22 protein-coding genes are annotated in these 20,490 nt (G+C 71.6%); 12 read left to right on the top strand and 10 right to left on the bottom strand.

The window, feature by feature from the left end; all coding sequences use genetic code 11:
* Positions 1–153: 153 nt before the first annotated feature.
* On the top strand, positions 154–978 hold the full coding sequence (locus K8Z49_RS36290) for a class I SAM-dependent methyltransferase (protein ID WP_412516288.1): 825 nt from the start codon (positions 154–156) through the stop codon (positions 976–978).
* A gap of 281 nt (positions 979–1,259) precedes the next feature.
* Here K8Z49_RS36290 and K8Z49_RS36285 read toward each other — a convergent pair whose 3' ends face one another.
* From K8Z49_RS36285 to K8Z49_RS36275, 3 genes are all read right to left on the bottom strand, one after another.
* Positions 1,260–2,183, bottom strand: coding sequence for a response regulator transcription factor (locus K8Z49_RS36285; protein WP_412516287.1), 924 nt, complete (start codon positions 2,181–2,183; stop codon positions 1,260–1,262).
* A gap of 63 nt (positions 2,184–2,246) precedes the next feature.
* Positions 2,247–4,142, bottom strand: coding sequence for an ATP-binding protein (locus K8Z49_RS36280; protein WP_412516286.1), 1,896 nt, complete (start codon positions 4,140–4,142; stop codon positions 2,247–2,249).
* Between the two features lie 42 nt (positions 4,143–4,184).
* On the bottom strand, positions 4,185–5,219 hold the full coding sequence (locus K8Z49_RS36275) for a CaiB/BaiF CoA transferase family protein (protein ID WP_412516285.1): 1,035 nt from the start codon (positions 5,217–5,219) through the stop codon (positions 4,185–4,187).
* Between the two features lie 131 nt (positions 5,220–5,350).
* Between K8Z49_RS36275 and K8Z49_RS36270 the strand changes: the two genes are divergently transcribed.
* Positions 5,351–7,021: an LLM class flavin-dependent oxidoreductase gene (locus K8Z49_RS36270; RefSeq protein WP_021592748.1), complete on the top strand. Its 1,671-nt coding sequence runs from the start codon at positions 5,351–5,353 to the stop codon at positions 7,019–7,021.
* Between the two features lie 83 nt (positions 7,022–7,104).
* Here K8Z49_RS36270 and K8Z49_RS36265 read toward each other — a convergent pair whose 3' ends face one another.
* The 4 genes from K8Z49_RS36265 to K8Z49_RS36250 form a co-directional block, all read right to left on the bottom strand.
* On the bottom strand, positions 7,105–7,845 hold the full coding sequence (locus K8Z49_RS36265; RefSeq protein ID WP_021592749.1) for a hypothetical protein: 741 nt from the start codon (positions 7,843–7,845) through the stop codon (positions 7,105–7,107).
* Between the two features lie 59 nt (positions 7,846–7,904).
* The gene (locus K8Z49_RS36260; RefSeq protein ID WP_412516284.1) at positions 7,905–8,768 is read right to left on the bottom strand and encodes a glutamate ABC transporter substrate-binding protein; all 864 of its coding nucleotides are present in this window, start codon (positions 8,766–8,768) and stop codon (positions 7,905–7,907) included.
* A gap of 16 nt (positions 8,769–8,784) precedes the next feature.
* Positions 8,785–10,125 carry a hypothetical protein gene (locus tag K8Z49_RS36255; RefSeq protein WP_412516283.1) on the bottom strand — a complete coding sequence of 447 codons (1,341 nt, stop codon included), beginning with the start codon at positions 10,123–10,125 and terminating at the stop codon, positions 8,785–8,787.
* Positions 10,126–10,236: 111 nt separating this feature from the next.
* Complete coding sequence (locus K8Z49_RS36250) at positions 10,237–10,569, bottom strand: cupin domain-containing protein (RefSeq protein WP_024935627.1); 333 nt, start codon at positions 10,567–10,569, stop codon at positions 10,237–10,239.
* Positions 10,570–10,623: 54 nt separating this feature from the next.
* Here K8Z49_RS36250 and K8Z49_RS36245 point away from each other — a divergent pair, with 54 nt between their 5' ends.
* Positions 10,624–11,610: a GlxA family transcriptional regulator gene (locus tag K8Z49_RS36245; RefSeq protein ID WP_412516282.1), complete on the top strand. Its 987-nt coding sequence runs from the start codon at positions 10,624–10,626 to the stop codon at positions 11,608–11,610.
* Here K8Z49_RS36245 and K8Z49_RS36240 read toward each other — a convergent pair.
* A complete protein-coding gene (locus K8Z49_RS36240) occupies positions 11,582–12,175 on the bottom strand; it encodes a TetR/AcrR family transcriptional regulator (RefSeq protein ID WP_412516281.1) in 594 nt (197 codons plus the stop codon). The genes K8Z49_RS36245 and K8Z49_RS36240 overlap by 29 nt on opposite strands.
* Positions 12,176–12,252: 77 nt before the next feature.
* On the opposite strand from K8Z49_RS36240, the gene K8Z49_RS36235 reads away from it, so the two are divergent.
* On the top strand, positions 12,253–12,633 hold the full coding sequence (locus K8Z49_RS36235) for an ester cyclase (protein ID WP_412516280.1): 381 nt from the start codon (positions 12,253–12,255) through the stop codon (positions 12,631–12,633).
* Positions 12,634–12,638: 5 nt separating this feature from the next.
* Here K8Z49_RS36235 and K8Z49_RS36230 read toward each other — a convergent pair whose 3' ends face one another.
* Positions 12,639–13,073 (bottom strand): ATP-binding protein, encoded by a 435-nt coding sequence (locus K8Z49_RS36230; RefSeq protein WP_218163919.1) that lies wholly within the window; start codon positions 13,071–13,073, stop codon positions 12,639–12,641.
* A 210-nt stretch (positions 13,074–13,283) separates the two neighbouring features.
* Between K8Z49_RS36230 and K8Z49_RS36225 the strand changes: the two genes are divergently transcribed.
* The 3 genes from K8Z49_RS36225 (at position 13,284) to K8Z49_RS36215 (ending at position 14,650) form a co-directional block, all read left to right on the top strand.
* A complete protein-coding gene (locus K8Z49_RS36225; RefSeq protein ID WP_412516279.1) occupies positions 13,284–14,087 on the top strand; it encodes a Scr1 family TA system antitoxin-like transcriptional regulator in 804 nt (267 codons plus the stop codon).
* Positions 14,084–14,290: a DUF397 domain-containing protein gene (locus K8Z49_RS36220; protein WP_412516278.1), complete on the top strand. Its 207-nt coding sequence runs from the start codon at positions 14,084–14,086 to the stop codon at positions 14,288–14,290. Before K8Z49_RS36225 ends, K8Z49_RS36220 begins: the two co-directional genes overlap by 4 nt.
* Before the next feature lie 141 nt (positions 14,291–14,431).
* A complete protein-coding gene (locus K8Z49_RS36215) occupies positions 14,432–14,650 on the top strand; it encodes a DUF397 domain-containing protein (RefSeq protein WP_412516277.1) in 219 nt (72 codons plus the stop codon).
* A 24-nt stretch (positions 14,651–14,674) separates the two neighbouring features.
* Here K8Z49_RS36215 and K8Z49_RS36210 read toward each other — a convergent pair whose 3' ends face one another.
* Positions 14,675–16,207 carry an MFS transporter gene (locus K8Z49_RS36210; protein ID WP_412516276.1) on the bottom strand — a complete coding sequence of 511 codons (1,533 nt, stop codon included), beginning with the start codon at positions 16,205–16,207 and terminating at the stop codon, positions 14,675–14,677.
* Positions 16,208–16,667: 460 nt separating this feature from the next.
* Here K8Z49_RS36210 and K8Z49_RS36205 point away from each other — a divergent pair, with 460 nt between their 5' ends.
* From K8Z49_RS36205 to K8Z49_RS36185, 5 genes are all read left to right on the top strand, one after another.
* Positions 16,668–16,892, top strand: coding sequence for a DUF397 domain-containing protein (locus K8Z49_RS36205; RefSeq protein ID WP_075024705.1), 225 nt, complete (start codon positions 16,668–16,670; stop codon positions 16,890–16,892).
* Positions 16,893–17,205: 313 nt separating this feature from the next.
* A complete protein-coding gene (locus K8Z49_RS36200; protein WP_075024704.1) occupies positions 17,206–17,925 on the top strand; it encodes an ABC transporter ATP-binding protein in 720 nt (239 codons plus the stop codon).
* Positions 17,922–18,641, top strand: coding sequence for a hypothetical protein (locus K8Z49_RS36195; protein WP_412516275.1), 720 nt, complete (start codon positions 17,922–17,924; stop codon positions 18,639–18,641). Before K8Z49_RS36200 ends, K8Z49_RS36195 begins: the two co-directional genes overlap by 4 nt.
* Entirely contained in the window at positions 18,638–19,774 is a 1,137-nt protein-coding gene (locus K8Z49_RS36190; protein WP_412516274.1) for a sensor histidine kinase, read from the top strand. The genes K8Z49_RS36195 and K8Z49_RS36190 overlap by 4 nt, the downstream gene beginning before the upstream one ends.
* Complete coding sequence (locus K8Z49_RS36185) at positions 19,771–20,439, top strand: response regulator (RefSeq protein WP_412516273.1); 669 nt, start codon at positions 19,771–19,773, stop codon at positions 20,437–20,439. The genes K8Z49_RS36190 and K8Z49_RS36185 overlap by 4 nt, the downstream gene beginning before the upstream one ends.
* The last annotated feature ends 51 nt before the right edge of the window (positions 20,440–20,490 follow it).

The following is a 20,490-nucleotide window of genomic DNA, read 5'->3' as shown; positions in this document are numbered from 1 at the left end:
CCCGCCGCCCGTCACCGCGGGGCGTCCGGCGCGTACGCATGGGTAGACTGACCCGACCTTCGCGCCAGAGATCGAACCGTCCTGCGGACGGTGTTCCGGTCCGGCGAACGAGAACTCCAGCCGAACGCCAACGCACCCAGCGAGCGGGATGTAATGCAGTCACCTGGTCAGAAGAAGTCCATCGCAGGCTCCCTCCTCAACCTCATCGGCAGCGGACCGAAGAAGGCCGGCCCGGCCGCCGCCGGGCCCGCCGCGGACGGGGACGTCGTCCAGCCCGCCGCCGGGGAGGGCGCGCTGGAGAACCATCTGGGCGGGGACGAGGCCCGCAACTACCGCAAGTACGAGTACGAGACGGTCGCGCCGCACGTCGGCCGGTCCATGCTGGAGGTGGGCTCGGGTCTCGGGCACTTCTCCGAGCAGTTCGCCGGCCGCCTCGACTACCTCGTCGTCAGCGACAACGACCCGTACTGCGTCGGTGAGCTGCGCGACCGCTACGAGGGCAACGACGACGTCGAGGTCATCGACCTGGCGCTGCCGGCCGACATCAAGATCCGGCAGAAGGTCGACACCGTCGTGATGATGAACGTCCTGGAGCACATCAAGGACGACGTCCAGGCGCTGCGCGACCTCGCCGCCGTCACCGAGCCCGGCGGCCGCATCGTCATCTGGGTGCCCGGCTACATGCAGCTCTACGGCGACTTCGACCGCAAGGTCGGGCACGTCACCCGGTACACGCCGGCGACGCTGGAGAAGTCCGTCCGCGAGGCCGGGCTCGTGCCCGAGGTGCTCAAGCCGATCAACTTCCTGGGCGGGATCGCCTGGTGGTTCGCGGTCCGCCGCGGCGGCGCCGGCTACCCCGACCCCAAGCTCGTCAAGATCTACGACCGGACGGTCGTGCCGCTCACCCGCACCATCGAGCGGGTCGTGAAGCCGCCGTTCGGGCAGACGGTCATCTGCGTGGCGCGCGTCCCCCGCTGACGCCGTACGAAGCCGGGAAGGCTCCCCGATGGGGACGGGTCACGAAACACGGCCCGTCCCCGTCGCTTTTTTCTGTCGCCCGTAACGGTATGTCTCGTGCGGCGTCCGGGCCCCGCGACCGGGAGACTGGAAACGGCCGGACGGGTCCCGGGCCGCCTCTCCGGGCGGGGAAGCACCGCCTGCTTCCGCGGGCCGTGGCCGTGAAGGCCAGCCACGAAGTTCCCGTGTGGCCTGACGATCCGCGTGGCGGGGGTCCGGGAGGGGAGATCCTCGCCACGCGGTCAGGCGCGCGCCTTCGCCGCGGCGAACAGGCCGAGCCGGTGGGCGGTGGCGGCGGCCTCGCCGCGGCTCGTCACCTCCAGCTTGCCGAGGATGTTCGACACGTGCACGCTGGCCGTCTTCACCGAGATGAACAGCGCCTCGGCGATGTCGCGGTTGCTGCGGCCCTCGGCGACGAGCCGCAGCACCTCGAACTCGCGCGGCGTCAGCCCGAGCGGCGCGGACCCCGTGCGCGGCGCCCGGGTGCGGCGCAGCAGGCCGGCGGCCTCCTCGCCGAGCGGGACGGCGCCCAGCCGGTCCGTGATCTCCACGGCGGTGCGCAGCATGGCCGCCGCGCCGTCGTGGTCGCCGCCCGCGAGCGCCGACTCCGCGGCACGGCACAGCGCCCGCGCGTGGTAGTACGGGTTGCCGAGGCCCTCCCACGCGGCGGCGGCCTTCTCCCAGGCCGCGCGGTCGGGGAGGCCGTTCGCCTTGGCCAGCTTGGCGTCGTAGGTGAGCCGGTACGCCCGCTGCAGGGGTCCGCTGGTCTCCAGCCCGGCCACGCGCTCCCGGATGCGCCGCAGGTCGCCGGCGGCCTCCTCGCCCACCTGGTCGCAGGCCGTCACGGCGGTGACGAGGACCGGCCAGGCGTACCGGGCGTCGTCCGGCAGGCCGCCGTGGTCGAGGACGGGCCGTGCCGCGTCCAGCGCGGCGGCCGGGTCGCCTCCTTCGAGCGCGATGCTCGCCTCCAGCCAGAGGGCGCTGAAGTAGTCCTGCGTCTTCAGCCACTTCAGCTTGAGCTTCATGATCTCGCGGGCCCGGTCCAGCCGCGCCCTGGCCGTCGCGAGATCGCCGCGCGACAGCGCCACCCAGCCGGACAGGACGAGCAGCGAGGTCCGGGTCGTGATCGCCGGGTCCTGCTCCATCGCGTGGCCCATCACCGCCATCGCCTCGTCCCACCGGCCGAGCGAGACCAGCGGCTCGGCCTGGTTGATGGACAGGAACGTGCCCTAGGTGCGGGCCACCCCGTACTCGCGCGCCAGCTCCTTGCCGCGCTCGGCGACCGCGGCGGCCTCCTCGTGGCGTCCGGCGCCCTCCAGGAAGTGCGACCTGATCACGTGGTAGCGGAGCAGCACCCGGTGGTCGCCGCAGCGCCTGGTGGCCTCCTCGATCTCGGTCAGGCGGTCCGCGCCCTCGTAGTCGATGTGCGCGCAGAACAGCGTGATCAGCGCCTCGGCCTCCGCGACGGGGTCGCCGAGCTCCCGTGCGATGGACAGCGACTCCAGCGCCGCCGCGCGGGCCGCCTCGATCTCCGTCATGATCCGCACGTAGTTGCCGAGCGTGGACAGGGCGCGGGCGCGCATGATGGTCGGCGGGTCGGCGGGCAGCGCGTCCACCGCGGCGCGCAGATCCTCGACGAAGCCGGGGCGCGCGAGCTGGTAGAGCATGCGGCCGCGCAGTTCCAGCAGCATCGCCCAGCGCGCCGTGTCGCGTTCGCCGCCGGCGGCCTCGACCTCGTTGATCGCGGCGGTGACGAGCCTGACGCCGCGGTCGTACTCGCCGGCCCCGTCCGCGGCGGTCGCGGCGTCCTCCAGGACCCTGACATGGTCGGCGCCGATGCGCTCGGCCGCGTCCGGCACCTTGTCCCACAGTTGCAGGACGCGTTCGAGCATGGCGAGCCGCTCGGCGTACGCGAGCGCCTTGCGTGCCTCCCCGGCGGCGCGCCAGGACGCGACCAGCGCCCACGTGCTGTCGTGGGCCTGCGTCCAGTGGTAGCTCAGCTCGACCCAGAGGCGCCCGGCGGGGACGAGCCCGGGGTCCTTCTCCAGGGCCTCGGCGTAGCGGGTGTGGAGCCGCGTGTACTCGCCTGGCAGCAGGTCGTCGTGGACGGCCTCGCGGATCAGGGCGTGCCGGAACGCGTAGCCGTCGCCGTCCACGACCAGCACGTTCGCCGCGACGGCGGGCCGCAGGACGCGGGCGAGCGCGGCGTCGTCGAGCCCGGACACGGCCGCCAGCAGGGCGTGCTCGATGCGGGTGCTGCCGCCGCTGGCGTCCCGCAGGACGTCCTGCGTCTCCTCGGGCAGCCGCTGGACGCCCGCGAGCAGCAGGTCGCGCAGCGACTCGGGCAGCTCGCACGCCAGCGTGCCGTCGTCGTCGAGCAGCGCCTCGATGAACAGGGGGTTGCCCTCGCTGCGGGCCTCGACCCGCTCGACGAGGCCGGGCGGCGGGGCGTGGCCGAGCAGCTCGGTGACGAGCGCGGCGACGTCGCCGCGGGCCAGCCGTCCGATCTCGATCCGGCGGACGCGGTCGAGCCGCTCCAGGCCGGCGAGCAGCGGGCGGAGCGGGTGGGTGCGGTGCAGCTCGTCCGACCGGTACGTCATGACGATCAGCAGCGGCACGGTGCCGAGGTTGCGGATCAGGAAGGCGAGCAGGTCGCGGGTGGAGCGGTCGGCCCAGTGGGCGTCCTCGATGACCAGCACGACCGGGCCGCGCTCGGCGAGCCGCTCCAGCAGGGTCAGCACGACCTCGAACAGCCGGGCGCGCTCCTCGCCGGACGCGGCGTCGGTCTCCGGCTCGCCGAACTCGGGCAGCAGCCGGGCGAGGCCGCCGGTGTCGCCGCGCGGGACGAGGCCGGCGACGCCGTCGATGCCGATGTCGCGGACGAGCCCGCGCAGGACGGTGGTGAACGGGGCGAACGGCAGGCCGTCCGAGCCGAGCTCCAGGCAGCCGCCGACGAGCGCCCTGGCCTCGGCGGCGCGGGCGAACTCCGTGAGGAGGCGGGTCTTGCCGAGCCCGGCGTCGCCGCCGACGAGCACGGCCCCGGGCGCGGCGGCGAGGGCCTCCCGCAGTCGCGCCAGCTCGGCCGACCTGCCGACCAGGACGGAACTCATCGCATGGGCGTTCACGACACAAGCATGCCAAACGGATCGGACATTCCCACCCGAATATCACTTGGTGAGATGCCGCCAGGTCTGGCCGCGGTGCTCGTCCAGCTCGGGGATCTCTCCCCTCGGGAGCGGCGGGTGGACGCTGGTGCGCACCGGCCCCTCCTCGTGGATCCTCCGCTGCCGGAAGTGGTCGAGTCCGGTCATCTCGGCATGCGAGAGCAGCGGCGCGACGGGGGCGCCGGCCGCGGTGAGGCGCTCGATCGCCTCCGCCCGGGTGAGCCTCGCGACCGCGGCGGCGACCGTCCCGTCCAGCTCGCCGATCCGGCCGAGCCGCTCGGCGAACGGGACGCCGGCGTGCTCGGCGATCCCGAGGGCCCGGCAGGTGGCGTCCCACAGCCTCTCCTCGGAGACGACGCCGAGGGTGATCCTGTGGCCGTCCTTGGTCGGGTAGACGCCGTAGCCGGGGACGGGGCCGACGCCCGACCTGCGCGTCGCGGGCGGGACGGTGCCGACCCAGTGCGCGAGGACGTCCGCCATGCCGAGGTCGACGCGGTCGCCGGTGCCCGTCTCGCGGGCCTTGAGGCAGGCGGCGGTGATCGCGAACGCGGCCATCGTGGCGGCCGACATGTCGGCGACGGGCAGCTCGTCGGCCTCCGGGGAGACGGCGTCGGGGGGCAGCGCGGCGGCGTAGGCGCGGTAGTTGATGTCGTGGCCGGGGACGTCCGCGAGGGGGCCCTCCGCGCCGTAGCCGGAGATGGAGCAGTAGACGAGCCGCGGGTTGAGGGCACGGAGCGTCTCGTGGCCCACGCCCAGCCGCTCGGCGACGCCGGGACGGAACCCCTCCACGAAGACCTCGGCGTCTCCGGCCAGTTCCTTGAGCCTCGCGAGCCCCTCCTCCGACTTCAGGTCGAGCACGATGCCGCGCTTGTGCCGGTTGAGGACGTCGAAGTGGTCGCGGAACATCCGCATCGGCTCCCCGCCGGGCGGCTCGACCTTGATCACGTCCGCGCCGAGCTGGGCGAGCAGCTGCGTGGCGTACGGGCCGGGCCGCCACATCGTCAGGTCGAGGACGCGGAGTCCGTCCAGCGGCGCCATGGCGCTCCTCTCGTCTCGTCGGCTTCACCGTGCCGGTCGGGGCGCGCGCCGTCAAGCGAGCGCTTGGTCACTCCCCGCCGTTGTTGACGCCGCGTCCAATCCGGGTGAGGCTGGCCCGGAGGTGGTTCGCCATGCGGTTTTCGTTGTTCTACGAGCACCAGCTGCCGCGGCCCTGGAGCGACGGGCAGGAACTGCGGCTCTACCAGGACGCCCTGGACCAGGTGGAGCTCGCCGACCGCATCGGGTTCGACTACGTGTGGGAGGTGGAGCACCACTTCCTGGAGGAGTACTCGCACTCCTCCGCGCCGGAGGTGTTCCTCGCCGCCGCGTCGCAGCGGACGAAGCGGATCCGGCTCGGGCACGGCATCGTCCAGCTGCCGCCGGCGGTGAACCACCCGGCGCGGATCGCCGAGCGGATCGCGACGCTCGATCTCGTCTCGAACGGGCGGGTCGACTTCGGGACGGGCGAGTCCAGCTCCAGCGCCGAGCTCGGCGGGTTCGGCGTGCGCCGCGGCGACAAGAGGGCCCAGTGGCAGGACGCGATCGACGCCATCACGCGGATGTTCGTCGAGGAGCCGTTCGCCGGATGGTCGTCGCCGGACATCACGATGCCGCCGCGGAACGTGCTTCCGAAGACCGTCCAGAAGCCGCACCCGCCGCTCTGGGTGGCGTGCTCGCGCCGGGAGACCATCCAGTTCGCCGCCCGCAACGGCATCGGCGCGCTGTCGTTCTCCTTCGTGGAGCCCGAGGACGCCGGCAAGTGGGCGGACGAGTACTACCGCATCATCGCGTCCGAGGAATGCGTTCCGGCGGGGTTCGCGGTCAACCCGAACCTGGCCGTCGTCCTGCCGATGATGCTGCACGAGGACGAGGCGACCGCCATCGAGCGCGGCATCGACGGCGCGCATTTCTTCGCGTTCGCGCTCGCCCACTACTACGGGCCCACGCCGCACGACCCCGGCCGCACCGACGTGTGGGAGGAGTTCCTCTCCCGGCGTGACGCCCGGGGCTTCTCCCGCGAGCAGATCATCGCCAACGCCGAGACGCTCAACGTCAACGTCGGCTCCCTCCGCGGCGCCGTGGGAACCCCGGAGCAGATCATCGACCTGATCCGGCGCTACGAATCGGTCGGCGTCGACCAGATCGCGTTCGTCCTCCAGGCGGGACCGAACCGGCACGAGCACATCTGCGAGTCGCTGGAACTGTTCGGGAAGGCGGTCCTGCCGCACTTCACCGACGGGCGCGAGGAACGCGAGGCCGCGAAAGCCGAACGCCTCGCGCCCGCCATCGACGCCGCCCTCGCGCGCCGGAAGCCCGCTCGGACGTCGCCGCCCGGCTACCGCATCGACGAGGACGCCGAAGTGGCCCGCGCGCACCGGTCCCGGGACATCCGCTCGGCGGGCCGCAGGCGTTTCCGGCGGGGGTTCTCCAGGTTCGTCCACGGCCGGTCGGACGAGCAGATCGAGCGCCTTTTCGGCCCTGCCGCACAGCGCGCGTTCTTCGCCGGGATGGCCCGCGCGTTCGACCCGTCCGCCGCGGGCGGCTTCACCGGGGAACTGGAGTTCCGCCTGACCCGCACCGTCTGGACGCTCGAACTCGGCAAGACGCGCGCCCGCGCCCGCGTGGGCGCGGCGAAGAACCCCGCCCTCACCCTCACCTTGTCGACGGCCGACTTCCTGCGCGTCCTCGCCGGGGACGCCAACCCGGCGTCGCTGCTGATGGACGGCCGCCTGCGGCTGCGCGGCGACGTCGAGCTGGCCCCGCGCCTCAGCGAGATGTTCGGCGGCCCGTCCCCGTACTGATCTGGAGGTGGCCGTGGTCCCCCGACGTCCACGGCCACCGCTTGTTCAGATGCCCGCGAACCCACCGGAGTTCGCGCCGATTTTCACGAACCACCGGACGGGCGTCCGGCGACCAGATCGCTCAGCCAGTCCCCGAAGCGCTGCACCGGGATGCGGTACCGGCGCTCCCGGATCCGCGCCCGCCGCTCCTTGCGCGAGCCCGCCGAGTACCGGCGCCGCGCCCACGGCGAGTCGGGACGGGCCAGCCGGACGGCCCCGACGATCGCGATGATGCCGATGAACAGCCCGATGACGCCCGTCCAGACCTTGCCCTTGAGCAGGGCGATCACGGACACGAACAGGTCGAACAGGATGACGCTCACGATGCTCCACAGGCCGTCCCCGGCGACGTCGTCCACACCCAGGGGATGGAGCCCGAGCAGCATCAGCCCGCACAGCGCGATCGTGATGAACACGACCTCGACCGACAGGCGTCCCTGCTCGCTCCAGTAGACGTCCTTCAGGTGCAGGACGAGCGCGAACTCGTCCAGGACGAGCGCCGTCCCCACCCCGAACACCGCGGCGGCCGCCGCCGCCAACCCGGACGCGTCGTCCGGTATGGCCAGGCCGCCCACACCACCGACGCACATGAACACCAGCCCGAACACCACGTGGTGGATGTGATGCCCGCCCGGCGTGACGTTCCCGGGCCACCACTTCACCTGCCGCCGGATCATCCGCACGCTGAACCGGATGAAGAGGAACCCGGCGATGAACGCGACGAGGAAGCAGAAGAGCCGGACCCGGCCGGCGTCCGCGATCTCCCGTGTGAACCACTCCTCCACACAGGCCCTATTCCCGGGGCCAGGGCAAACGCAGACCAACGCCGTCCCAAGTCGGGTCCTCAGCGGCAGCCCTCGAACCGCGGCACCGCCGAGGCGGCGTCGAAGCCCGGTGCGGTGAACCACTGGTCGAGCAGGGTGTCGGCGGCGCCGTTCTGGTACATCCCGGTGAGGATCCGGTTGACCGCCTGGCAGCCGTCCACGTCTCCCTTGCGCAGGCCGATCCCGTACCGCTCGTCGGTGAACGGCGCGTCGACCAGGGTGGCGCCGGATCCCGGGGCGGCGGCGAGCCCGGCAAGGGTCAGGTCGTCGGTGGACACCGCGTCGACGCGTCCATCCGCCAGCGCCTTGACGCACTCGCCGTAGGTACGCGCGGGCACCGGCGACGCGGCCACCTTCCTGTCCTCCGTCACCCGCCGCCACGAGTCGGACCCGGAGACCTGGCAGAGCCTCTTACCGCGCAAGTCCCGCACGTTCCGCACTGACTCGTCCCCCTGGCGGACGAGGATGTCCTGGTGCGCGACGTAGTACGGCCCGGCGAACGTGACCCGTTCCTTGCGTTCGGGCGTGATGGTGTAGGCCGCGACCACCATGTCGACAGTGCCCCGGTTCAGCGCGGTCTCCCATTCGTCCTGTGCCAGCACCCGGAAGGTCAGGTCGCCGGACGTGACGCCGAGCCGCCCGGCGATGTAGGTCGACACATCGACGTCGAACCCTTGGAGCGAACCGTCCCCGGCGCGGAAGGCCAGCCCCGGAGGGGTGTCCCTGACCCCGATCACCAGAGTGTCCCGGTCGGTGACGGACGGCGGTCCGTCGTCGCCGTGCACCAGCGGCGCCACCGCCAGTGGCACCACCAAGAACAGGACCGCCAGGACGGTCAGGACGGCCGTGGCGACGAGGGTCAGTCTGCTGCGTGCGGCATGCACGGCCGGCTCCCGTTCATCAGCGGTATTCCGACAGGCGCGGCCAGACCCCGGCCGCGATGAGCGCCGCGATGGCCAGCGCACCGGCCGCCGGCAGCCACGTCCAGGGCTCCGCGGCGCGGTCGCCCCTCGCCACGGCGCGGATGAGGAGGAACTCGTGCCGGCTGATCAGGGCGTCGAGTCTCTGGTGGTAGGTCCGGAAGGCCGGGTGAGGCAGAGCCGTCCAGCGCGGGTCCAGGTGGGCGCGGGCCGCGGCCACCCGGTCGCCGCGCTCGGCGAGGTCCCGGACGGCCCGGTCATGGTCCTGGTAGACGCGGTAGGCGGCCGCGGCCCCGTCCCGCGCCACCGCCCGGTCCAGTGCCCGGTCGTAGGCGTCCATGCCGGTCGCGCCCTTGACGTAGCGGATCGTCTGAGCCTTCTCCAGGTACATCTGGTCGTAGCGGACGGCGCCGGCCGGATCGATGAGCCGCCTGCTCCGGTCGGTGTCCATGCCCTGGCCGATCGCCCGGAGGCGGGTGAGGTCGAGGACCGGATCGAAGCCGGCGCTCTTCGCCGCCCGCAGCCGGTCCGCCTCCGTGGCCAGCAGCGACGCTCCCGCCACGGTCAGCGCCAGCGCGCCCGCGAGCGCGGCGGCGAGCGGCAGGCTGACCAGCCGCCGGAAGCGCCGGGCCAGGTACATCTGGAGGCCCGCCAGTGCGGCGAGCAGCGCCAGCCCCGCGCCGATCACCCGGAACCGTCCCGCGAGGACGGCCGAGTGCTCGTCCTCGTAGGCGGCGTCGACGTCGGCCGCGCCGTCCAGCGTCAGGTTGCGGGCCTTCGGCAGCAGGTCCTCCGCCATCAGCGCGGTCGCCGCCCGGTACCGCCGGACCGCCTCCGGCGGCGGTTCCGCCATGGCCTTCGGCGAGCGCGCGGCCTGCATCGCCGCCTGGACGTTCTGGTCGTAGGCGTGCAGTCCGTCCAGGACCGCCTGGACGGTCCGCAGCCGCACCGGGTCGTCCTTCGCCAGCCGCGCCGCCTGCAACCCGGCCCGCTGGGCGTCCTCGCGGCGGATGTCGTAGACGTACCGCTGAGTACCGCGTTCGCAGTCGGACGCCTCCGGATCACACAGCCAGCCCTCCTCGTCACCGGTCAGCAGGACATTGGTCACCTGCGCGTCCATGTCGCTGAGCGCGAGGTACATGTCCCCCGTGGCCAGCACCATGGGGCCCTCGCGGTCTCCCAGCGTCCGCAGCCCGTCACGCGCGTGCCCGACCGCCACGCCCGTCGTGGTGGACAGCACGGCGAGCGCGACCAGCGCCAGCGCGGCCAAGCCCCGGACCCGGCCCGCGACGGTACGGAGGCCGATGAGCTTGGAGGGCACGCTCGGACCCTCTCCTTCCGGGGCACGGTTTCCGGGGGCGGACGTCCCAGTGTCGGGCGATGATCACTTCCCCCGCAAGATCGTTGCCAGACCTGGCCGCCTCCGCGCGGTCTAGCCCTCCGGGTAGAAGAGGAACAGCGTGCAGCCCGTTCTCGTCTGCGGGACGTGCGATGAGCCCGCGGGCGCGTGGATGAACGAGCCGGCCGGGTAGTCCCGGACGCCGTCGTTGAAGACGCCGGAGACCACGTAGACCTCTTCGGGACCCGGCTCGTGGACGTCGATCCCCACCCAGCCGGTGTTCGCGTCCATCTCCAGCACATGGGCATGGGCGCCGTTGTCCCCCTTCCACAGGGAGCGCAGGCGGATGCCCGGGAAGAGCTCGCGAACGGGCGCGTCCTGCACAGCGGACCAGACGTAACCGGGCATGTTCTGTCCTGTCGTCATGGCCCCCAGCCTCGCCGCCAGGCCTCCGACCTGGCGAGTGTCAGGAATGACATCATGAGGTACTTTTCTGTCATGCACCGCGTCGTGGCGCTCGTCCGGCCCCCGCAGTCGACCTTCGAACTCGGCTGCGCGGCGCAGGTGTTCGGGATCGAGCGGCCGGGGCTCCCGACCCGGTACGGCTTCCGCGTGTGCACGGAACGGCCCGGTCCGGTCGCCACGCACGCCGGGTACGACATGCTCGTCACCACCGGCCTTGAGGCACTCGACGAGGCGGACACCGTGATCGTCCCGGGCTGGCTGCCCACTCAGGAGCCGCCCTCCCCCACGGTCGTCCAGGCCCTCCGCCGCGCCCACTCCCGCGGAGCGCGGGTGGCCAGCATCTGCTCCGGCGTCTTCGCGCTGGCCCACGCCGGCCTCCTGGACGGACGCGCGGCGACCACCCACTGGGCCCTGGCCGACGAGTTCGCCGCCCGCTTCCCGCAGGTCAAGGTCGACCCGGACGTGCTCTACGTCGACCACGGCGACGTGGCCACCAGCGCCGGAGCCGGGGCCGGCTTCGACCTGTGCATGCACCTGCTCCGCAACGACCAGGGCGCCCGGTACGCCGCCCACGTCGCCCGGACCATGGTCATGCCGCCCCACCGCGAGGGCGGCCAGCTCCAGTACTCGGCACCGCCGCACCCCGAGCAGATCGACGGCACCCTCGCCCCCCTCCTGGAGTGGATCGCCGGGAGGCTCGGCGAACCGGTGACCGTCGAGCACATGGCCGCGCACGCCGGGCTGTCGGCCCGCACCCTCGCCCGCCGGTTCGCCGGCCAGCTCGGCACCAGCCCCGGACAGTGGCTCCTCACCCGGCGCATCGCCGCGGCCCGTGACCTCCTGGAGTCGACCGACCTCCCGCTGGACGCCATCGCCCGCCGCGTCGGCCTCTCGTCCGCGACCAACCTCCGCAGGCGCTTCCTCGCCGCCCTGGGCACCACCCCCGGGGCCTACCGCCGGGCCTTCCGTCCGTCTATCGAGGTCGCAGCCCGTCAAGGATGAGCCGGGCGATGCGTCCCGACCGTTCCCGGCTGGCCTCCGCACCCGCGTGGCGGATCGCGGCGAAGGCACCGGCGACCAGCGCCATCACCTCGTCCACGGTCAGGTCGTCGCGCACCACGCCCGCCGCGTGCGCCCGATCCAGCAACTCTGCGACATGGCGCGTGAGATCCGCGGCGACGTCCGGCGCGGCGGTGCGCAGGTCGAACTCCGCAGCCGCAAGCGCGCTCTTCACCGCCACGTTCTCGGCACCGTTGGCGATCATCCGGGACAGCAGCGTGAAAAGCGCCGCCGGATCATCGGTCGCGGCGAGCACCTCGGCCTCCGCGATCAACTGCCTGAGCTGATCCGTCGCGACGGCGAGATACAGCGCCTCCTTGGCCGGAAAGTGCCGGTGGACGGTACCGGGCCCGACACCCGCGCGACGGGCGATCTCGTCCAGCGAGACGCCGAGCCCCTCCGTCGCGAACAACCGCTGCGCGGTCTCAAGCACCCGCTCCCGATTACGCCGCGCGTCGGCGCGCACGCGACGAGCCGCAGGCGACTTCCCCTCAAACCGGTCGGACATGCCCCCTAGCTTAACCGGGTCGCCGCCCCGTATCCTCCTAACCGGGGCGCCGCACCGCTTAGCACGAAGGAGCCACGATGACCCGCGAACACGTCACCGTCCTGATACGGCAGATGCAGGAGTGCTTCAACGGCCGACGCTTCGACCAGGGCGACGACCTGCACGCCCCCGACTTCTTCAGCCATCCGCTCGGCACCACCGGCTTCGAGGCGGGCAAGAACGCCTGGCGCACGCTCGTCGCCCGCTACCCGGACATGCGCGTCATCGCCCAGGACATCCTGGTCGACGGCGACAAGGCCGCCGTCCGCTCCACCGTCGAGGGAATCCCGATGCCGGACGGCGACGCGCCGCCCATGCTGTTCGAGAGCTTCCGCATCGCCGACGGCCGCTTCGCGGAGATGTGGGGCGCCGGCACCGGCTTCCCGCCCGACTCAAGCCCCAAAAAAGTGCTCGCCTGACCGCATCACCGGTAGACCGCGTTCAGCAGCGCCCACACGATCTTCCCGTCCAGCTCCGCGCGGACGCCCCGCTCCGCGGACAGGCATTCGACAATGCCCAGCCCCCAGCCGCCGGGATCGGGAGCGTCATCAGGAACCGGCCCTTCCGGCATCGAGAGATCGGGCGCGGACGCCTCCGGCCGCACGGGCGAGGCGTCCCAGACCTCCACCCGAAGGCCCGCCTCCGACAAGACCATCCGCAACGACACGGGCTGCCCCTGGGTGGCCCGCACCGCGTTGGTGAGCAGTTCCGACACCACTAGAACGGCGTCCTGCACCGTCTCCTCGGCGAGCCCCCACTGCAACGCCTGCGACTCGGCGATCAGGCGCCCCTGCTGGACGACCTCCGGCACGGCCAGGAACCCCCGCCGCACGGCCCGCGCCCCGGCCGCCGTCTCCACCCGAACCAACCCGCCCGTTCTGTCGAACTCATCGCTAACTTGAGTCCGCCTAACAATCATTCCCATCACCGCTTCTCTCGCTCGACGTGTCGTTTCCCGAACACATCGTGAAAGCGGCAGGCTATCCTCGCCATGGAACGGCGCCTACGAAAGGAAGATCAACCCTACAAACCCCTACACCCTCTTGTAGAGGCGCCCGAAAGGTCCCCCATGACGGATATTAACCCCCTGGCTTCACTTCACGACTTCTATGTGTTTCACATGCGGCGCCTGCGGAACGAGGCCGAACTGTCGCAGGACGCGCTGGGAGACAAGGTCGGCTACACGGGCAAGTTCATCGGTCTTGTCGAGACCAAGAAGCGGCGCCCCAACAAGAAGCTCGCCGCGGGCCTCGACCACCACTTCAGACTCCCCCACTTCTTCGAGGCGCTGCTACCCCGCATAGCCGAGGAGGCGGGCCTACCGCCCGGCTTCTGGGAGTACGTCGAGGAAGAAGCAAGAGCCTCACAGGTCAAGATGTACAACCAGAACTACGTCCCCGGCCTGCTTCAGACCGAAGGGTACGCGCGTGAGGTCCTCAGGGCCGGCAAGCGACCCAACAAAATCGAAGAATTGGTCGGTACCCGCATGGAGCGTCAGGAGATCCTGCACTCGGAGACGCCACCCAACGTCATCGTTCTACTAGAAGAAGGCGTTATTCGAAAGAACGTGGGCAACACCAAGACGACTCGTGAACAACTCACTCGCCTCCTAGCGCTAATCGAAGAACCGAACATCGCGATCTACGTGGTGCCGAACAATGCCGCTGTCTACCCCGAGAGTTCCTTCACCATCCTGAGCTTCGACAGCGAACCCGACCTGGGCTACGAAGAAAGTGTCGGTGGGCGCGGGCGCCTGATCGAAGCGGGTCCCCATGTGACCGAGCTTGCAGTAGGGTTCGAGTTAATCAGGGAGAATGCGCTGACCGTGGCAGATTCAGCCGCTTTGATCCGGACGTTGATGGAGACGATGTGAGCCTGAAGGACCTCCCCCACCCCTCCTGGCGCAAGAGCAGTTACAGCGGAGGCGAAGGCGGCCAGTGCGTCGAACTGGCCAAACTCAAGATCAGCGTGGGTGTCCGCGACAGCACCGACCCCCACGGACCCGTCCTCCACTTCGGACGGAACGCCGTCGCCAACCTGGTAAGCCGTATCAAGAGCGGCGAACTCGACCGCTGAACATCCACCCACAAGCCCCCTCTCCGGAGGGGGCTTTTCCTACGTTTCGGCTGTTCAGCCACCCGCCGGAATCTCGCCATCCGCCCTCCGAGAGCACACCATCTCTCTGAGCGACCCGATCCTGAACTCGGAGGCCTCATCATGGCTGACGCCCCGCATACCAGGTGGCACAAGAGCAGCTACAGCGGTCAGGAGGGCGGCACGTGCGTTGAAGTAGCAGAGCTTGGAAGCTGTGTGGGCGTGCGCGACAGCACTGACCCGCACGGGCCCGTCCTTCATCTCGGACGGGGCGCTGTCGCCGGACTTGTGAGCCGCATCAAGCGCGGCGAACTCGATCAGCGTCGGCCTCACGGAAGGTGACTTCGACCGGACTGGTCGAGTGTCTCAGGGCATGGTGGTGGAGGCGGGCGTGGTCGTGTCCGGGCTCGGTGCGGTCGGACGTCGCCTGGTGATGAGCAGTGCCGCGGTGAGGAGTGCGGCGGCCATCAGAATCACGAACGCGACCGTCAGGGCGGTGGTGTAGCCGTGCACGGCGGCCGCGTCGGCTGTGGCGTTGCGACGGGACGCCAGGTAGGTCGCGGTGGCACCGGCGGCCAGGGTGTTCAGCAGTGCGGTGCCCGAAGCCGCGCCGAGTTGCTGGGCGGCGTTGTAGGCAGCCGACGCGGCACCGATGTCGTGCCCTTCCATGCCCTCCGTGGCCAGGCTGGCGGTCGGTGGCATGACGCAGCCGAGGCCGAGCCCGGTGAGCACGAGCGCGGGCAGCAGGTAGAGAGCGAAGACGTCGGTGCTCCCGGCCGGCAGGCGGGTCAGGACGAACATCCCGGCGGCCGCGGTCAGCAGCCCCGGCACCAGCAGCGCGGCGGGCGGGACGCGGCCGTGCAGCCTCCCGGCGATGAGCATCGATCCGGCGAGCGCGGCCAGCGCATTGATGATCAGTGCCAGGCCGGCCCGGACCGGTGAGTAGCCCAGCACCGTCTGCGTGTAGTAGCTCATGAACAGGTAGAACCCGAACATCGCCACGAACAACAGGGTGATGGCCAGGAACGCACCGGCACGGGCGCGGTGCGCGAGCACCCGCATCGGCAGCAGCGGGCGCGCCGCCCGGACCTCCACGACGACGAACGCGACCAGCAGCACCATCCCACCGGCCAGCCACATCGTCACCCCGCCGGAGCCCCATCCGAGGGACTCGGCTCGGGCGAACCCGTACACCACCGAAGTGAAGCCGGTGAGGCTGAGCAACGCACCGGCGACGTCCAGCCCTCCTCTTGTCCCGGCGATCGGGCGGTCGGCCGGCATCAGCGCGAGGCCGAGCGCCGCCACCAGCGCGATGGGCACGTTGATGTACAGGCACCAGCGCCAGTCGGCGTACTCGGTCAGCAGGCCACCGGCGATCAGGCCGACCGCCGAGCCGGCGGCACCGACCGCGGCGAACACCCCGAACGCCCGGCCGCGCTCACGGGCCCGGGTGAAGGTACCGGCCAGCAGAGACAGTCCGGCGGGCGCGAGCACGGCGGCGAACGCCCCTTGCAGGGCCCGCGCCCCGAAGAGCATCACCGGGTTCACTGCCGCACCGCCCAGGGCGGACGAGACGCCGAAGCCCAGCAGTCCGATCAGGAACGCGCGCCGGTGGCCGAGCGCGCCGCTGACCCTGCCGCCGATCAGGAGGAGTCCGCCGAAGGTCAGCGCGTACGCGGTGATCGCCCAATGCCGGTTCCCGTCCGACATGTGCAGCGCCTGCTGCGCCGACGGCAGCGCGATGTTCACGATCGTCCCGTCCAGGACCACCAGCAACTGAGCCGCGCTCACCACCGCCAGCGTCCACCACCGCCGCCCTGGTACCTGCCCCGGCGGACTGCCGGTCGTCGCGCCCGCAGGTTCCGCCCTCTGCCGTCCGTTGCCGTCTTCGAGATCCATGTCTTCGAGCGTTCCGTTGAACTGATCCCGGAGACTTCCGGCCGCTCACGCCCCCGCCGACCAAAGGCACACGACCGACAACCCTCAACCGGCCGTCGAACCCCCACCCCTTGATCAGCGCTCTGGTCGTTCGCCGCCAAGCCCACACTGCACACCAGGGACGCTGAACGTCACCTGCCCCGGGCACACCCACACCCCGATGAACAAGAACCTCGCCCTTGGCACCTACCCGCCGCCGACCCGCCCGATCGCGCGCTACCCAGGGCCATCCGCGCCAACTTCGTGGCCCGATGCAGTCCTGGACGAAACCACCCGCAACACCATCTGGGAACTGTGCGAGACACACCGCGACTGTCTGACGACGTGACACCCTGCTCACCAACCCCCGCCAGGCTCTCGCCATCCGCCCTCCCAGAGCACACCATCTGTGTGAGCGACTCGATCCGAGCTTGGAGGGCCTATGGAAGACGCCCCGCAGGCCAGGTGGCGTAAGAGCAGCTACAGCACCCAGGAAGGTGGTGCCTGCGTCGAACTCGCCGGCCTCGACGCCGGCGCCGGCGTCCGCGACAGTACCGACCCTCACGGGCCTGTCCTCCACCTCACGCGAGACGCCGTCGCCGACCTCATGAACCGCATCAAGAGCGGCGAGAGGCGCGACCGGGGTGGCCTGGGCATCTCAGGGTGAGGTCCCCGGGTGTGGGGATGCGGGCTGGGTGCGGTCGGCGCCGATGCTGTCGGTGGTGTGCATCCCCGGCGCGTCGGGCTCCATCACGGCCATCGCGCCCGGCATCTGCCGCTCCAGCACGGCCGAGGCCGCAGCCGTATCGAGATCCGGGGGCGGGAACCACGCCTCGGTGAAGCCTGCCGAACGACGGGTAGATGCCCGATGAGGCGACCGGTCGCCGTTCGGCGGGCGCTGGAATTCAGACTGTGGTCGGAGATCGGGTTTCGACCGTGGTCGGATGACCGGGAGATGCGGGCGGCCGAAGCTGTCGGGCATGACATCACAGGTGAGCGTCGCCCCGGCGATCAGGGTCGAGGGGCTGACGAAGCGGTACGGGCGGCGTGCGGTGGTCGACGATCTGTCGTTCACGGTCAGGCCGGGCGCGGTGACGGGCTTCTTCGGCCCGAACGGCGCGGGCAAGACCACGGCGATGAAGGTGATCGTGGGGCTGTCGCGGCCGTCGGCGGGCGCGGTGACGGTGCAGGGCGTGCCGGTGGCGGAGATGGTGCCGGAGGCGGGTCGGCTCGGCGTCCACATCGAGCCGTGCGGCGCCCACCCGGGGCGGTCGGCCCGCGCGCATCTGCGTGCGCTGGCGCTGCTGGCGGGGCTGCCGCGCGGGCGGGTCGAGGAGGTCCTGGACCTGGTCGAGCTGACGGACATGGCGGGCCGCCGGGTCGGCACCTTCTCGCTCGGAATGCGGCAGCGGCTCGGGCTGGCGGCCGCATTGCTGGGCGATCCGGACATACTGGTGCTGGACGAGCCGGCCAACGGGCTGGATCCGCAGGGAATCCGCTGGTTGCGGACGATGCTGCGGGACCGGGTGGCGAACGGCGGCACGGTGCTGCTGTCGAGCCACCTGCTCGCGGAGGCCGCGCAGACCGTCGACGACGTGGTCGTCATCGACCACGGCAGGCTCCTGCACGAGGGGCCGATCGGCGCGGTGGATTCGCTGGAGGACGTGTACTTGGAGCTCACCGGGGGGTCGCAGCGATGATCGGCCTGCTTCGAGGGGAACTGCTGAAGTCGCTGACGACCCGCGCCCTGTGGGGGTTCACGGCCGGCGGGATCGCCTTCACCGTCCTGAACGCGGTGATCGTCGCGCTGGCGTCGGGCACGCTCGACGAGGTGCCGGAGAAGGAGGAGGCGCTGTCGGGGCTTCCGGTCCTGCTCCTGCTCTGGGGGCTGGTCGGCGCGGCGGGCGAGTACCGGCATCGGACGGCCGCGCCGGCTGCGCTGGTGGCCCGCCGCGGCCGCGGAACCGTCCTCGGGGTGCGGATCGCGGCGTACACGCTGACGGGCCTGGTGCTGGCGCTGGTGACCAACGCGGTCGCGGTCGGCGTGGGCCTGCCGCTGCTGGCGCGCCACCCCGGCCCGGACCTGACGTCCGGTGACGTGGCCGAGGTCGTGGCGGGCAACGTCCTGGCGCTCGTGCTGGCGGCGATGATGGGCGCGGCGCTCGGTGCGCTGATCCGCAGCCCGGTCGTCGGCGCGGTGGTCCTGCTGATCGTGAACCTGGTGGTGCTGCCCCTGGTGAGCGGGGCGTGGGAGTCGGGCGCGAACCTCACACCGTTCGGCGCGGCGGGAGTGCTGACCCGCGGGACCCACAACACGACCCTGTCGGTGATGCAGGCCGGAGCGGTGTTCGCGGTCTGGACGGCCGTCGCCGTGCTGGTCGCGGTGTGCTGCGAACGGCGACGTGACCTGGCGTGAACGTGACGGCGAGGATCGAGGCGGTGCGGGGCCTGTCGGCCGCGCACCGCCGGGTGCTGTTCGACATCGTGCTCGCCGTGGCGGCGACCGCGGTGGAGGTGGGGCTGCTGTTCAACGACTCCACCCAGCCGGTGCCCCTGCCGATCGCGGTGACCGTCCTGTCGGGGGCGGCTCTGCTGTTCCGCCGCCGGTTCGGGGTGACGGCGACCGCGGTGACGGCCGCGACGGCCGCCGCGGTGACCGCGGCCGGGTACTCCCCCGGAGGCGCGCCGGCCGTCGTCGCGCTGTGGTCGCTCGCCGAGACGCGCGACCGGCGCGTCTCGCTCGCGGTGCTGGCACCGATGGTCGTGTTCCTGGAGGCCGACAACGTCTGCAGCCCGCCGGTGTCGATCGGGGCGTGGATGCTGGGCGTCTACATGCAGACGCGCCGCCGCTACGTCCGGGCGGTGGAGGAGCGGGCCGCCACCCTGGAACGCGAGCGGGAGCAGCTCGATCTGATCGCGGCGCAGCGGGAGCGGACGTCGATCGCCCGGGAGCTGCACGACATCGTCGCGCATTCGGTGACGGTGATGCTGATCGGGGTGCGCGGGGCCCGCGACGTCCTGCCGACGGACCCCGAGGTGGCCGCGCGGACGCTGGCGCGGGTGGAGACCACCGCCGAGCAGAGCCTGACCGAGCTGCGCCGCATCCTCATCCTCCTGCGCGGGCTGGACGCACCGGAGACGCGGCCGCAGCCGTCGCTGGCGGACCTGGACGACCTGGTCGCCGGGTACGGCGCGGCGGGACTGCCCGTCCAGGTGGAGATCTCCGGGGACCGGCGGGATCTGCCGAGCGGGGTGGAGCTGTCGGCCTACCGGATCGTCGAGGAGGCGTTGACCAATGCGCTGAAACACGCCCAGGCGACGATGGTCACGGTATCGCTGCGCTTCGGCGGGACCGATCTGGAGGTGCGGGTGCTCGACGACGGGACGGGGAACGGAGAGGCAGGGCACGGTGAAGCGGGGCCTGGAGGGCACGGCCTGGTCGGGATGCGGGAGCGGGTCGCGGTGCTCGGCGGGGAGTTGGAGACGGGCCGGGGCCCCGGTGGCGGGTTCCGGGTGGCGGCGCGCCTGCCGCTCGGGGAGGGCGCATGACGATCCGGGTGCTGATCGTCGACGATCAGGAGCTGATCCGGATCGGTTTCCGGCTGTTCCTGCAGACCCAGCCCGACCTGGAGGTCGTCGGCGAGGCCGCCGACGGCCGCGAGGCGCTCGCCCGAGCCGCCGACCTGTGTCCCGACGTCGTCCTGATGGACGTCCGGATGCCGCGCATGGACGGCGTCGAGGCGACCGCCCGCCTCACCAGCACGTCCCGTCCGCCGCGAGTGCTGGTTCTGACCACCTATGACCTGGACGAGTACGTGTTCGGCGCGCTCAGGGCGGGCGCGTCGGGGTTCCTGCTGAAGGACGCCCCCCGCGAACGACTTCTGGAGGCGATCCATGTCGTCCACGAGGGTCAGGCGCTGCTGTCCCCGTCGATCACCCGGCGCCTGATCGAGGACTACGCCGAGCGCACCGATCCGGTCACGCCGTCACCCGATCTCCTGGCCGGTCTGACCCCGCGCGAACGCGAGATGCTGCTCCTCGTGGCGCAGGGCCTGTCGAACCAGGAGATCGCCGCCCGGCTCGTCGTCACCGAGGCCACCGTCAAGAGCCACGTCGGCAGCGTGTTCGCCAAACTCCACCTCCGCGACCGGGTCCAGGCCGTCGTCCTGGCCTACGAACACGGCATCATCGTTCCGGGCCGCCGCGCCCCCTGACGTCCGGCAGAGGCAGGCGAGGCGGCGAAACCCAGCATGCCTCCGCGCAGA

Source organism: Actinomadura madurae (genome assembly GCF_047130825.1).
In the GTDB taxonomy this organism is placed as follows: domain Bacteria; phylum Actinomycetota; class Actinomycetes; order Streptosporangiales; family Streptosporangiaceae; genus Spirillospora; species Spirillospora madurae.
This window is presented reverse-complemented; position numbering and strand designations above follow the sequence as displayed.

What these genes read in the sequence shown, in the direction of transcription:
- K8Z49_RS36290 (WP_412516288.1), top strand. Translation starts at nt 154, where the DNA reads ATGCAGTCACCTGGTCAGAAGAAGTCCATCGCAGGCTCCCTCCTCAAC.
- K8Z49_RS36285 (WP_412516287.1), bottom strand. Translation starts at nt 2,183, where the DNA reads ATGGCGGTGATGGGCCACGCGATGGAGCAGGACCCGGCGATCACGACC.
- K8Z49_RS36275 (WP_412516285.1), bottom strand. Translation starts at nt 5,219, where the DNA reads ATGGCGCCGCTGGACGGACTCCGCGTCCTCGACCTGACGATGTGGCGG.
- K8Z49_RS36270 (WP_021592748.1), top strand. Translation starts at nt 5,351, where the DNA reads ATGCGGTTTTCGTTGTTCTACGAGCACCAGCTGCCGCGGCCCTGGAGC.
- K8Z49_RS36250 (WP_024935627.1), bottom strand. Translation starts at nt 10,569, where the DNA reads ATGACGACAGGACAGAACATGCCCGGTTACGTCTGGTCCGCTGTGCAG.
- K8Z49_RS36245 (WP_412516282.1), top strand. Translation starts at nt 10,624, where the DNA reads ATGAGGTACTTTTCTGTCATGCACCGCGTCGTGGCGCTCGTCCGGCCC.
- K8Z49_RS36240 (WP_412516281.1), bottom strand. Translation starts at nt 12,175, where the DNA reads ATGTCCGACCGGTTTGAGGGGAAGTCGCCTGCGGCTCGTCGCGTGCGC.
- K8Z49_RS36235 (WP_412516280.1), top strand. Translation starts at nt 12,253, where the DNA reads ATGACCCGCGAACACGTCACCGTCCTGATACGGCAGATGCAGGAGTGC.
- K8Z49_RS36225 (WP_412516279.1), top strand. Translation starts at nt 13,284, where the DNA reads ATGACGGATATTAACCCCCTGGCTTCACTTCACGACTTCTATGTGTTT.
- K8Z49_RS36215 (WP_412516277.1), top strand. Translation starts at nt 14,432, where the DNA reads ATGGCTGACGCCCCGCATACCAGGTGGCACAAGAGCAGCTACAGCGGT.
- K8Z49_RS36210 (WP_412516276.1), bottom strand. Translation starts at nt 16,207, where the DNA reads ATGGATCTCGAAGACGGCAACGGACGGCAGAGGGCGGAACCTGCGGGC.
- K8Z49_RS36205 (WP_075024705.1), top strand. Translation starts at nt 16,668, where the DNA reads ATGGAAGACGCCCCGCAGGCCAGGTGGCGTAAGAGCAGCTACAGCACC.
- K8Z49_RS36200 (WP_075024704.1), top strand. Translation starts at nt 17,206, where the DNA reads ATGACATCACAGGTGAGCGTCGCCCCGGCGATCAGGGTCGAGGGGCTG.
- K8Z49_RS36195 (WP_412516275.1), top strand. Translation starts at nt 17,922, where the DNA reads ATGATCGGCCTGCTTCGAGGGGAACTGCTGAAGTCGCTGACGACCCGC.
- K8Z49_RS36185 (WP_412516273.1), top strand. Translation starts at nt 19,771, where the DNA reads ATGACGATCCGGGTGCTGATCGTCGACGATCAGGAGCTGATCCGGATC.